Annotated in this window: 13 protein-coding genes and 2 tRNA genes; 2 read left to right on the forward strand and 13 right to left on the reverse strand. The window is 43.5% G+C overall.

Annotation, left to right across the window (positions count from 1 at the left end):
- Positions 1-2: 2 nt before the first annotated feature.
- From nusA to rlmE, 9 genes are all read right to left on the reverse strand, one after another.
- Entirely contained in the window at positions 3-1,511 is a 1,509-nt protein-coding gene (gene nusA / locus M1F26_RS17625; RefSeq protein ID WP_004905898.1) for a transcription termination factor NusA, read from the reverse strand.
- Positions 1,512-1,534: 23 nt separating this feature from the next.
- Positions 1,535-1,987 (reverse strand): ribosome maturation factor RimP, encoded by a 453-nt coding sequence (gene rimP, locus M1F26_RS17630; protein ID WP_036958775.1) that lies wholly within the window; start codon positions 1,985-1,987, stop codon positions 1,535-1,537.
- 252 nt (positions 1,988-2,239) lie between these two features.
- Positions 2,240-2,316, reverse strand: a tRNA-Met gene (locus M1F26_RS17635).
- Positions 2,317-2,374: 58 nt separating this feature from the next.
- Positions 2,375-2,464 (reverse strand) — tRNA-Leu (locus M1F26_RS17640).
- Between the two features lie 115 nt (positions 2,465-2,579).
- Entirely contained in the window at positions 2,580-2,924 is a 345-nt protein-coding gene (secG, locus tag M1F26_RS17645) for a preprotein translocase subunit SecG (protein WP_004905902.1), read from the reverse strand.
- A gap of 220 nt (positions 2,925-3,144) precedes the next feature.
- Positions 3,145-4,482, reverse strand: a complete 1,338-nt coding sequence (gene glmM, locus M1F26_RS17650; protein ID WP_004907470.1) for a phosphoglucosamine mutase — start codon at positions 4,480-4,482, stop codon at positions 3,145-3,147.
- Positions 4,483-4,486: 4 nt separating this feature from the next.
- Positions 4,487-5,323: a dihydropteroate synthase gene (folP, locus tag M1F26_RS17655; protein WP_140171826.1), complete on the reverse strand. Its 837-nt coding sequence runs from the start codon at positions 5,321-5,323 to the stop codon at positions 4,487-4,489.
- A 66-nt stretch (positions 5,324-5,389) separates the two neighbouring features.
- Positions 5,390-7,369 (reverse strand): ATP-dependent zinc metalloprotease FtsH, encoded by a 1,980-nt coding sequence (gene ftsH, locus M1F26_RS17660; RefSeq protein ID WP_094961652.1) that lies wholly within the window; start codon positions 7,367-7,369, stop codon positions 5,390-5,392.
- Between the two features lie 57 nt (positions 7,370-7,426).
- Complete coding sequence (rlmE, locus tag M1F26_RS17665) at positions 7,427-8,056, reverse strand: 23S rRNA (uridine(2552)-2'-O)-methyltransferase RlmE (protein WP_004905912.1); 630 nt, start codon at positions 8,054-8,056, stop codon at positions 7,427-7,429.
- A gap of 135 nt (positions 8,057-8,191) precedes the next feature.
- On the opposite strand from rlmE, the gene yhbY reads away from it, so the two are divergent.
- A complete protein-coding gene (yhbY, locus tag M1F26_RS17670; protein ID WP_004905914.1) occupies positions 8,192-8,485 on the forward strand; it encodes a ribosome assembly RNA-binding protein YhbY in 294 nt (97 codons plus the stop codon).
- A gap of 118 nt (positions 8,486-8,603) precedes the next feature.
- Here yhbY and greA read toward each other — a convergent pair whose 3' ends face one another.
- Positions 8,604-9,080, reverse strand: a complete 477-nt coding sequence (gene greA / locus M1F26_RS17675) for a transcription elongation factor GreA (RefSeq protein WP_004905916.1) — start codon at positions 9,078-9,080, stop codon at positions 8,604-8,606.
- Positions 9,081-9,325: 245 nt separating this feature from the next.
- Here greA and dacB point away from each other — a divergent pair, with 245 nt between their 5' ends.
- The gene (gene dacB / locus M1F26_RS17680) at positions 9,326-10,774 is read left to right on the forward strand and encodes a serine-type D-Ala-D-Ala carboxypeptidase (protein WP_140171827.1); all 1,449 of its coding nucleotides are present in this window, start codon (positions 9,326-9,328) and stop codon (positions 10,772-10,774) included.
- Between the two features lie 221 nt (positions 10,775-10,995).
- On the opposite strand, the gene cgtA is transcribed toward dacB, so the two are convergent.
- The 3 genes from cgtA to rplU form a co-directional block, all read right to left on the reverse strand.
- Positions 10,996-12,171 carry an Obg family GTPase CgtA gene (gene cgtA, locus M1F26_RS17685; protein WP_036958779.1) on the reverse strand — a complete coding sequence of 392 codons (1,176 nt, stop codon included), beginning with the start codon at positions 12,169-12,171 and terminating at the stop codon, positions 10,996-10,998.
- 165 nt (positions 12,172-12,336) lie between these two features.
- The gene (rpmA, locus tag M1F26_RS17690; protein WP_004905922.1) at positions 12,337-12,594 is read right to left on the reverse strand and encodes a 50S ribosomal protein L27; all 258 of its coding nucleotides are present in this window, start codon (positions 12,592-12,594) and stop codon (positions 12,337-12,339) included.
- Between the two features lie 19 nt (positions 12,595-12,613).
- Positions 12,614-12,922, reverse strand: a complete 309-nt coding sequence (gene rplU, locus M1F26_RS17695) for a 50S ribosomal protein L21 (protein WP_004905925.1) — start codon at positions 12,920-12,922, stop codon at positions 12,614-12,616.
- Positions 12,923-13,173: the final 251 nt, after the last annotated feature.

The raw sequence follows: 13,173 nt of genomic DNA on the forward strand, positions 1-13,173 counted from the left end.
GTTTACGCATCGTTACCGAACCAGCAAATATTACGTGCGGCCATGATGAGCGTACCTGCTTTCTCATCATCCAGACCTTCAATATCAATCAGGTCGTCGATGCCCTGCTCAGCAAGATCTTCCAGTGTACAGATTCCACGAGTAGCCAAATTATAGGCAAGAGTACGATCCATACCTTCAAGATTCAATAAATCTTCTGCTGGCTGATTATCACCTAGGCTCTCTTTTTGAGCCAATTCTATTGTGGTGAGGGCCGCTTTCGCTCTTTCACGTAGAACTTCAACAGTCTCTTCGTCAAGACCATCAATTTCCAGAAGTTCATTAATAGGCACGTAAGCCAGTTCTTCTAACGTCGAGAAGCCTTCTTCAACAAGTGCAGTGGCAAACTCTTCATCAATATCAAGATGCTTGGTGAATGTATCAATAGAAGCATGTGCTTCTGCCTGATGTTTTGCATTAAGCTCTTCTGCGGTCATGACATTTAATTCCCATTTGTCATCACCACGGTGTTTTTTCAGTAACTGAGCTGCCAGACGAACGTTTTGACCGTTACGTCCAATGGCTTGTGCCAAATTACTACTTTCTACGGCAACATCCATCGTACATTTGTCTTCATCGACTACGATAGATGCAACATCAGCCGGAGCCATTGCATTAATAACGAATTGAGCTGGGTTATCATCCCATAACACAATATCAATTCTTTCGCCGCCTAATTCACTAGAAACGGCTTGAACACGTGCACCACGCATACCAACACAAGCACCAACTGGGTCGATACGCTTGTCATTAGTTTTAACTGCGATTTTTGCACGAGAGCCTGGGTCACGAGCAGCGGCTTTGATTTCAATAATTTCTTCGCCGATTTCTGGCACTTCAATGCGGAATAATTCAATCAGCATTTCAGGGCGAGAACGCGTAACAAAAAGTTGCGCGCCGCGTGCTTCAGGACGAACATCATACAGGACTCCGCGGATACGGTCACCTGGACGGAAGTTTTCACGTGGCAACATATCTTCACGCAGAATAACGGCTTCCGCGTTATTGCCTAAATCTAACGTGATATTTTCACGATTAACTTTTTTCACCTGAGCAGTGATAATTTCACCTTGTTGCTCACGGAATTGGTCAACAACCATCGCACGTTCTGCTTCGCGCACTTTCTGTACGATAACTTGTTTAGCTGTTTGGGTAGTAATACGGTCGAATACAACAGATTCAATTTGATCTTCGACGTACTCTCCAAGCTGGAGCGCTGGGTCTTCATACTGAGCCGCTTCCAACGTAATTTCACGCGTTGGCATTGTGACTTCTTCCACAATTAACCAACGACGGAACGTGTCGAAATCACCTGATTTACGGTCAATTTCCACACGAACATCAATTTCTTGCTCGTATTTCTTTTTAGTCGCCGTCGCTAATGCAGTTTCCAGAGCCTCGAAGATTTTTTCACGAGGGAGGGATTTTTCGTTAGAAACCGCTTCTACAACAGCCAGAATTTCTTTATTCATCCTAGTTGCCTCATTGAACTTTATTAAAAGTGGGGTACCAAGTTAGCTTTCTGGATGTTGCCGAGGGCGAACACCTCATCCTTACCATCTACAGTAACCGTAATCATTTCACCGTCTATGGCCTTAATAATTCCTTGCCACTTACGGCGGTTCTGCATTGCTATACGCAAAGTCAATGCCACCTCTTCCCCCATAAAACGCTCATAATGCGCAATGGTGAATAATGGACGTTCAAGCCCTGGTGACGATATTTCCAGGTTATAAATGACAGAGATTGGATCTTCAACGTCCAATACTGCACTGACCTGATGGCTGACATCAGCACAATCATCAACAGTGATGCCTTCTTCACTATCAATGAAGACACGCAGTGTTGATGTACGGCCACGGACAAACTCTAAGCCTACAAATTCAAAGCCTAGCGCCTCCACAGGTGCTGAGATCATCTCTGTTAATTTCTGTTCTAATGTGGACAAGCCCACCCCCAGACATAAAAAAAGGGCTATAAAAGCCCAGTTAATTCGATTGTCAAATAACAAAAAACCCCGAAATTCGGGGCTTTATGCAACTGGACCCTGTAGTGCACGGGTTCACCATATTCTTATTATACCTGTAAAATCTAGAGAAATCGATGAGAAATTTTGAGAGCTGTTAGATAACTGCACTTGATTACTACACCGGATAACTACTATAGACCACGATACTGACAAGGTATGTTGAATAAGAAATGGTTGCGGGAGCCGGATTTGAACCGACGACCTTCGGGTTATGAGCCCGACGAGCTACCAAGCTGCTCCATCCCGCGTTCGAAAGCGTGTCATATTCTACACAGATAACCTGTAAATCACAAGCATCTTAAATAATGGTGCCGAGGACGGGACTTGAACCCGTACGCCCGTTTTGTAGGCACTACCACCTCAAGGTAGCGTGTATACCAATTTCACCACCTCGGCACTGAGGCGAGGTTATCAATATTCAATCAATAACCTCAAATTTTAACTTCTTGCTCATCGCTGAGCTTACTACTTAATGATGGCATTAGTTGCCTTCATTCGGAATCTTTCACACTTAACGAGGGATATCGCTCGTTGGTGTAGCTGGTGCTGCCGGAACGTCTGTTGGTTGCTCGACTTTTGTAGGTTCACTAATGTTTTCCCACTTACTACCACTACCAGTTCCGTACTTGTTAGCAGTCATATTGCCAAGTATCAAACTGATGATGAAAAACACAGCAGCCAAGATTCCAGTCATACGGGTCATGAAGTTACCTGAGCCCGATGAACCAAACAGTGTTGCAGAAGCGCCCGCACCGAATGAAGCTCCCATGTCAGCACCTTTACCTTGCTGTAACATAATCAGACCAATAAGCCCGATAGCCGCTAGCAAGAAAATAATTAAAAGAGCTACATACATTTGAGTTACCTATTCAGTTGCGGTGCATAGCCTAATGCTATGACCTTTATCACTGCACACCTACTCATTTCGACCGTGAAAGAATACTCTTACGGGATTGAGCAGGTGCGAATACTAACCAAAGCTGAGCCGACAAGCAAGTCTATTTTAATTCCATTTGATTATTTGCAGAAAAAAACAACAAATCATCAAAATATCGCTCAGCTTCACCAATAACAACTTAGCCCGCTGCTTTTACAGCATCCGCAATATAGTTTGCCATTGCAGTCACATCAGCTTCATTTTCACCTTCAACCATGACACGGATTAACGGCTCTGTTCCTGATTTTCTCAGTAATACGCGGCCTTTTCCTGCCAATTGTTTTTCAACTTCTTCGTTCGCTGCAACGACTGCATCACTTTGTAATGGGTCGTGTTGGCCTTTGAAACGTACGTTAACTAGCACTTGTGGTAATAATTTCATACCACTGCATAAGTCATGTAGGCTCATATGGTTACGTACCATAGCGCTTAATACCTGCAAGCCTGCAACAATCCCATCACCAGTGGTCGTTTTATCTAATAAAATCACGTGGCCTGAGTTTTCAGCCCCCATGCGCCAACCTTTTTCCTGTAATTTTTCGAGAACATAGCGGTCGCCTACTTTTGCACGCTCAAAAGGAATTCCTAGCTGTTTTAGGGCGATTTCTAACCCCATATTACTCATTAATGTTCCCACTACCCCACCTTTTAACTGGCCTTGGCGTAGCGCTTCACGAGCAATAATGAAGAGAATTTGGTCACCATCAACTTTTTCACCGAGGTGATCGACCATAATAATGCGGTCACCATCACCATCAAATGCTAAACCGACATGTGCTTTTTCTTCCAAAACTTTTTGTTGTAACTGGCGAACGTCTGTAGCGCCACACTCTTCGTTGATATTGATTCCGTTAGGATCGCAACCGATAGTGATGACTTCTGCCCCTAACTCACGGAACACATTTGGTGCGATGTGGTAAGTAGCCCCATTAGCACAATCAATGACAATTTTTAAACTTGCAAGGCTTTGTTCGTTCGGGAACGTACCTTTACAAAATTCAATATAACGGCCGGCAGCATCTACAATACGGTTTGCACGACCTAATTCAGCTGACTCAACGCAGGTGATCGGCTTTTCCATTTCAGCTTCAATGGCTTCTTCGACTTCATCAGGCAGCTTAGTCCCATCAATTGAGAAGAATTTAATCCCATTATCATAATATGGGTTATGAGACGCTGAAATGACAATTCCCGCTTCTGCGCGGAAAGTACGTGTTAAATAAGCAACCGCTGGGGTTGGCATTGGACCTGTGAAAGATGCGGATAAACCTGCCGCTGCTAAGCCCGCTTCTAATGAAGATTCCAACATATAGCCAGAAATACGCGTATCTTTACCAATAATAATTTTACGTGAACCATGACGAGCGAGGACTTTCCCTGCCGCCCAGCCTAATTTTAAAACAAAATCAGGGGTAATTGGGCTATCACCCACTTTGCCACGAATACCATCAGTACCAAAATATTTACGGTCGCTCATACGCTTATTTTTCCTTTTCTGACAGAGTCATCTGTACCACTTGCATCGCTTGCACGGTTTCTTTGACATCATGAACTCGAATGATGTGTGCCCCTTGCATCGCAGCAATCACTGCACAAGTTAGGCTGCCTGCGAGGCGTTCTTGTGGTGGAACATTCAATAATTGTCCAATCATAGATTTACGTGACATCCCTGCCAATAGCGGTAGTCCGAAATTATGAAATTGTTCTAAGTTTGCCAATAACTGGTAATTATGCGACAAGTTCTTACCAAAACCAAAGCCTGGATCAAGGATAATTTGTTGCCTCTCTATCCCTGCGCTCACACACCGGGTGATTTCAGCATCAAGATAGTCTTTTACCTCACGCACCACATTTTCATAATTTGGCGCTTCTTGCATCGTTCTTGGCTGGCCTTGCATATGCATAATGCAAACGGGTAAACCTGTTTTCGCGGCGACGTCTAATGCATCTGGCTCATGGAGAGAACGAATATCATTGATGATATGCATACCTGCGTTTGCTGCTTCCGCCATAACTTGGGCTTTAGAGGTATCGACTGAAATCCATACATCAAAACGCTGGGCTATTGCTTCAACAACAGGAATAACCCTATCAAGTTCCTCATTCACAGAAACTTCGGCAGCCCCTGGACGGGTAGATTCGCCACCAATATCAATGATAGTCGCACCGTGTTGCACCATTTTTGCCACATGTTCAAGCGCATCATGATAACGATTATGAGTGCCACCATCTGAAAAGGAATCAGGAGTGACATTCAAAATCCCCATCACCTTAGGTGTGGATAAGTCAAGGACACTGCCTCTCGCTTTGATTTGCATTGTTATTTTTCCTTAACGAAAAAAACCCCAGCGAACTGGGGTCTTAATATTTTATTTCACGACCGCTTATTGTGGTTTGCTGTCGTTATTATCTGATGGGTTTGATTCATCAGCATTATTACTATTATTTGTGTTATCTGGTTCTTCAGACTGTGGTTTTTCCGCTGTAGGTTCCGCTTTTGGCGCACCTGTACCGAACGAACCAGTGACATTACTCACTTTTTTGTCTTCATCCCAACCTGCTGGCTCACGCACTGGACGGCGGTTCATCAGGTCATCAATCTGTGGCATATCAATGGTTTCATATTTTAATAATGCATCTTTAGTCGCATGCAGAATATCAATATTGTCTTCCAATGTTTTGTATGCCAATTGATAACAGTGGTCCAGAATTTTTTTAATTTCTTCATCAACAATACGTGCTGTTTCATCAGAAATTCCTGAACCATTACCTGAAGAGCGACCTAAGAACGCTGGGCCTTCTTCTTTCGAATACTGCATTGGGCCTAAGCGGTCAGAGAAGCCCCACTGAGTCACCATGTTACGCGCCGTATTCGTCGCAAACTGAATGTCGGAAGAAGCACCCGTTGTGACTTTATCGCGACCATAAATCAGTTCTTCTGCAATACGACCTGCATATGCCGTTGCAATCATACCTTCGAGCTTCAAGCGGCTACGACTGACTTCATCACCTTCTGGTAAGAAGAAAGCAACACCTAACGCTTGCCCACGCGGAACGATCGTGACTTTGTGGACAGGGTCATGTTCTGGCATTAAATGACCGATAATCATATGACCACCTTCATGGTAAGCCGTTGATTCTTTTTGCTCTTCAGTCATCATCAGAGAACGACGCTCTGCACCCATCCAAATCTTGTCACGCGCTTTTTCAAACTCAACCATAGAAACAACACGCTTATTCGCGCGAGCAGCAAACAATGCGGCTTCGTTCACTAAGTTTGCGAGTTCAGCACCTGAAAACCCAGGTGTTGCACGTGCAAGAATGAAAGTATCTACGCTTGGGTCGATAGGAACACGACGCATATGTACTTTCAGAATTTGTTCACGGCCACGAACATCTGGTAAGCCAACGACTACCTGACGGTCAAAACGACCTGGACGTAATAAAGCAGGGTCAAGTACGTCAGCACGGTTAGTTGCTGCGATAACAATGATCCCCTCATTACCTTCGAAACCGTCCATCTCAACTAGCATTTGGTTCAGTGTTTGTTCACGCTCATCGTGACCACCACCAAGACCCGCACCACGTTGACGACCTACCGCATCGATCTCATCGATAAAGATGATACAAGGCGCTGCTTTTTTCGCTTGTTCGAACATGTCACGAACACGAGAAGCACCCACCCCCACAAACATTTCCACAAAGTCAGAACCGGAAATGGTGAAGAATGGAACTTTTGCCTCACCAGCGATAGCTTTTGCCAGTAATGTTTTACCTGTTCCTGGAGGCCCTACCATCAGGACGCCTTTTGGAATTTTACCGCCAAGTTTTTGGAAACGAGCAGGTTCACGTAGAAACTCTACGATTTCGCCCACTTCTTCTTTGGCTTCATCACACCCAGCAACGTCTGCAAATGTTGTTTTGATCTGATCTTCTGTCAGCATGCGGGCTTTACTTTTGCCAAATGACATTGCCCCCTTGCCGCCACCGCCTTGCATCTGGCGCATGAAGAAAATCCAGACACCAATCAACAGAAGCATTGGGAACCAGGAAATAAAAATAGATGTCAGTAAGCTAGGTTCTTCTGGTGGTTCACCAACAACCGTCACATGCTTATTTAGCAAAGTGTCTAACAGCTTCTCATCCTGCATAGGAAGATAAGTTGTATAGCGGCTATTATCAGCCTTTCTGACGTTCAATTCACGACCTGTGATACGAACTTCACGTACCTGATCCTGGGCTAACTCATTGATAAACGTAGAATAATCAACTCTGCGACTATTCGAATCGCTTGGGCCAAAACTCTGGAACAAGGACATCAGAACAACTGCGATGACTAACCAGAGAATCAGGTTTTTCGCCATGTCACTCAAGGGATTAACCTCATATTACAACTGTGTTAACAAATAACGCTCAGGGTACTACAGTTTTAGCCCTGTCGCTACAATGTATACTTCACGTGACCGTGCGCGCGAAGATTCGGGTTTACGAACTTTTACTTTCGTAAACAGGGAGCGGATATCCCTAAGGTAATCGTCAAAGCCTTCTCCCTGAAACACTTTAACAATGAAACTCCCCCCAGGCGCCAATACAGCACGGCACATATCCAAAGCTAATTCAACTAGATACATAGAGCGAGGAATATCAACCGCTGGTGTCCCACTCATATTTGGAGCCATGTCAGACATGACCACCTGTACTTTTTTGTCGCCAACGCGTTCTAACAAAGCGGCGAGAACGGCTTCATCGCGAAAATCCCCTTGCAGGAAATCAACGCCAACGATTGGGTCCATCGGCAATAAGTCACAAGCAATAACCCGCCCATTATGACCTATTTGGCTAACAACGTATTGCGACCAACCACCAGGGGCTGCTCCTAAATCAACAACGGTCATACCTGGTTTAAAAATTTTATCACCTTGCTGGATTTCTTCCAGCTTAAACCATGCACGTGAGCGTAGCCCTTTTTTTTGTGCTTGCTGAACATATTTATCACTAAAATGCTCTTGCAACCAGCGACTTGAGCTTGCCGAACGTTTTTTATTGGCCATTGTGCTTTCCAACTATACTAAAAGAACTTCACCTAACTTGCTGCTTCTTTACCATCAAAAAGATATAATTGATGGTGATAGATATCAGATGGCGGTAGAATAAGCCATTTTCAATACTAACCAAGCAAAAAATCAATGAATCTTAATAAAAAACAAATTCAGCACCTAAAAAGTCTCGCTCACCATTTAAACCCTGTTGTTATGATCGGCAACAATGGTTTAACCGAAGGTGTTTTGGCTGAGATTGAACTCTCATTAGCACATCATGAGCTTATCAAAGTCAAGATCGCAGGCGAAGACCGTGATACTAAAAATTTGATCGCTGATGCGATTGTTCGCGAAACTGGTGCAGTAAATGTACAAATTATTGGTAAAATTCTTGTTATCTACCGTCCTTCGGCAGACCGCAAAATCATTTTACCTAAATAATCCCCCATCATTTATATAAAAATGCCATTGAAAGCATGTTTTATATGATGAAAAAGGCCGCCTGCGGCCTTTTTCTTTAAATCAGGGAAATAATATAACCAATTCAGGGAAATAGGAATCAGATATACTCAACTTTAAGAATTTCGAACTCGACATCACCACCTGGGGTTTTAATCGAGACCGCATCATCAACTTCTTTACCCACTAAACCGCGTGCTATCGGTGAGTTCACAGAAATCAGATTGATCTTAATATCTGCTTCATCATCACCAACAATACGATACGTTAGCTCTTCGTCAGTATCAACATTCAATACTGTCACAGTCGCGCCAAAGATAACACGACCGTTATTGACCATTTTAGTTACATCGATCACTTGAGCGTGAGAAAGTTTCCCTTCGATTTCTTGAATACGGCCCTCACAGAAACCTTGTTGCTCACGTGCTGCATGATATTCTGCATTTTCTTTTAAGTCACCGTGCTCACGCGCTTCTGCAATAGATGCAATAATTTCTGGGCGACGGACAGATTTAAGGAATTCTAGCTCTTCTCTTAGCTTATCCGCACCAAGTACCGTCATCGGGATCTGTTTCATTAATAAATACCTCGGTTCAATCCTATCTAAAAACAAGTATCTTCCTGATTTTGTAACAACAGTACACCGAACACCTGCGTAAAACCGGGGGTGTTCTAGTAAAAAAACGCAATCAGACTTATGTACTCATTTATCTTATCATAATGTACGCTATTTTAACTGAGACTTAATAACGGGTCACCGTTTACTTTCTTGGGCATTACACTTTAGTATGTATTATATGTCCACCCTAATGCGTGAAATATATGTCATTATTAACTTTAACCAGAAAATGGATAATCTCTTTAGGAATTACCTTAGCTAGTACGCAAGTTTTTGCGATTCCTATTGATGAATACAAACAATATTTACCTGATGGCACTAACCTTGCTCTGGTCGCGCAAAAAGTGGGAAGTAGCACCCCATTAATTGATTATAATGCACAGCAAATGGCATTACCTGCAAGTACACAAAAGGTTGTGACCGCTCTTGCTGCCCTATTGCAACTGGGGCCAGATTACCGTTTTGTCACCAATTTTGAGACTGATGCAAAACTTAGCAACAACACACTGACGGGTGATTTAGTGATCCGCTTCAGTGGTGACCCGACATTAACCCGCCAACAAATTCGCAATATGGCGAATGTATTAAAGCAGCTTGGGATCCATAAAGTTGACGGCGATCTCGTCGTTGATATTTCTGCTTTTACTAGCCATGACAAAGCACCGGGATGGGTTTGGAATGATATGACCCAATGCTTTAGTGCGCCACCCGCTGCGGCTATCATTGACCGTAACTGTTTTTCAGTTTCTCTTTACCCTGCTGAAAAAACAGGAGATTTTGCATTCATTAAGGCGGCTAGTTTTTACCCTGTCAATATGTTCAGCGAAGTCAAAACATTAGCTAAAGGTTCCCCTGAAGCGCGCTATTGCGAACTTGATGTCGTTCCTGGTGAACTGAACCGCTACACCCTAACAGGTTGTTTAACTCAACGCAGCGAGCCCTTGCCACTTGCCTTTGCGGTACAAAATGGAGCGAGTTACTCCGGAGCGATTGTCAAAAATGAACTAACTACAGCAGGAATTGAACTGACTGGCCATGTGAAAAAACGTACATTTCCTGCGGCTCAATCACAAGTATTAGTCAAAACCGAATCTAAGCCGCTACATGACTTGTTAAAAGTGATGCTCAAAAAATCCGATAATATGATAGCGGATACCGTTTTTCGTACCATTGGGCGTGAATATTATGGTGTTCCGGGAACTTGGCGTTCAGGATCCGATGCGGTAAGACAAGTACTGAAGCAAAAAGCGGGGATCGACCTTGGCAATACCGTGATGGTAGATGGATCGGGATTATCTCGCCATAATTTAATCACCCCAGCAACCATGATGGAGATCTTGCAGTTTATCGCTAAAAATGATCAACAACTCGATTTTATTTCTATGCTTCCACTTGCCGGCCATGATGGCACTTTGCGTTACCGTGGTGGTTTTGATGAGGCAGGTGTAAATGGAAAAGTTTCCGCTAAAACGGGAGCGTTACAAGGGGTTTATAATCTCGCTGGTTTTATCACAACCGCCAGTGGTCAACGTGTGGCTTTTGTGCAATTTATCTCCGCTTATGCGGTACCACAGAGCCAGCAACGTACTCGTCGAGTACCATTAGTGCGATTTGAAAGCCGTTTGTATAAAGATCTGTATCAGAAAAACTGATCATACGCGATTTAGACAGTAAAAAGGCGCTTTCGCGCCTTTCAGACTGCTGACAAACATATTATGTTTGGCGGCAAGTCGAATAGGTTTTGAAAATAAACTAGGAAAATCAATTTATTGATTTTCGGCTGATAACACAAAGTGGGAAAAACCACGCTTTTATCCCACTTTGTCAACAACCTCAAAGGCGCTTTCGCGCCTTTTTACATTTCTAAGATAAACTATTTTTGATAAATAATTTCGACACCTTCGTCGTCATCTTCATCCCAATCGTCATCCCAGTCATCATCAAAATCTTCAGTACCAGAAAGTTGTTCTTTGTGATAATCATCCCACATGAATTCAACTTTTTCAGGTTGCTGTGTATCTTCAGTCGTTGCCATATCACGCGGTTGAGTATTCATAAATTCCATGATATCCCAACACAGTGCTTTCACACCTTCGTGGTTAACTGCTGAAATCATATAGAATTTATCTTCCCAGCCCATCGCTTTGGCAATTTCTGCTGCGCGCTGTGCTGATTCCTCTTCACCTAAGATATCAATCTTATTGAAGACTAACCAACGTGGTTTTGCTGCCAGCTTTTCACTGTATTTTTCTAACTCACTGATGATGATCTTCGCATTTTCAACAGGATCAGACTCATCAATAGGGCAAATATCAATCAAGTGAAGTAAGACACGACAACGTTCTAAGTGTTTCAGGAATTGGATCCCAAGGCCTGCACCTTCCGCTGCGCCTTCGATCAACCCTGGAATATCCGCAACCACAAAGCTTTGTTCGTTATCCATACGCACGACACCCAAGCTTGGGACTAAAGTGGTAAATGGATAATCAGCAACTTTTGGTTTTGCTGCTGACACTGAACGAATAAAGGTAGATTTACCTGCATTCGGCATACCAAGCATACCGACATCTGCTAACAGCATCAGTTCTAACAGTATTTCGCGAGTTTCCCCTTTTGTCCCCATGGTACGTTGACGTGGAGCACGATTCACTGAAGATTTAAAACGGGTATTTCCAAGCCCATGGAAGCCGCCTTTAGCGACCATATGACGTTGATCATGACGAGTCATATCACAAAGTACTTCGTTGGTCCCTAAATCGCGTACACGCGTTCCTACGGGTACTTTTACAGTGATGTCTTGACCACGTTTACCTGTACATTCACGGCTTTGGCCATTCTGGCCGCGCTCTGCACGAAAGGATTTTTCAAAACGATAGTCGATTAGCGTGTTGAGGTTTTCGTCTGCTTGTAAGTAAACGTCCCCACCATCGCCACCGTCACCACCGTCCGGTCCCCCTTTAGGGATGTATTTTTCACGGCGGAAGCTGACACAACCATTGCCACCATCTCCTGCCACGACCAATATTTTGGCTTCATCTACAAATTTCATAATTCTCTCTCCGCTTCTGAGCCGCATAACGCTGGATGGCTGTTCTACTCAGAGATGGTGCATCTTTAATACGTGTGTAGTTCATTAAAGATCAAATATCTGAATATAAAAAGCCCCGCAAAAGGTTTTTGCAGGGCTTTAATTCTGAATTAAAGGTCAGAAAACTTATTCAGCTTCGATGCTGATAAATTTACGATTGTTTGGACCTTTAACTTCAAATTTAACTTTACCGTCCGCTAATGCGAACAGAGTGTGGTCACGGCCACAACCTACGTTGTTACCTGCGTGGAACTTAGTACCACGTTGACGAACGATGATGCTACCTGCTAATACAGCTTCACCACCAAAACGTTTAACACCTAAACGTTTTGCTTCTGAGTCACGACCGTTACGAGTCGAACCACCAGCCTTTTTGTGTGCCATTAATCTGCTCTCCTAAATCTTAAGCGATGACAGTGATCTTAACATCAGTGAACCACTGACGATGACCCTGTTGTTTACGGCTATGTTTACGACGACGGAATTTGACGATTTTAACTTTTTCGCCACGACCGTGTGCAACCACTTCCGCTTTCACTTTAACGCCTTCAACGACAGGAGCGCCGATTTGGATCTCATCGCCATTAGCAACCATCAGAACTTGATCAAATTCAACAGTTTCACCTGTTGCGATGTCCAGCTTTTCTAGGCGGACAGTTTGACCTTCGCTAACTCGGTGTTGTTTACCACCACTTTGGAAAACCGCGTACATATTAACTCCGCTTTCCGCGTACCCGCTAAATATTTCAATTCCAGAGCACGCTATAAAATATTCACAATAGGGCGCGAATTCTACGCAAAAAAGCAGCAGAACACAAGCCAATAATGCGGTTAGATGACAAAAAATACGACTTTTTTCTCAATAACCGTTTTTGAACGTTGATTTAGTGCCTATTCACTCAATTGTTACTTATTTAAACATTTTTTGCATCACACCTGATAATCTTATAATTAATAATGTTA

It is taken from the genome of Providencia sp. PROV048 (genome assembly GCF_033688165.1).
In the GTDB taxonomy this organism is placed as follows: domain Bacteria; phylum Pseudomonadota; class Gammaproteobacteria; order Enterobacterales; family Enterobacteriaceae; genus Providencia; species Providencia hangzhouensis.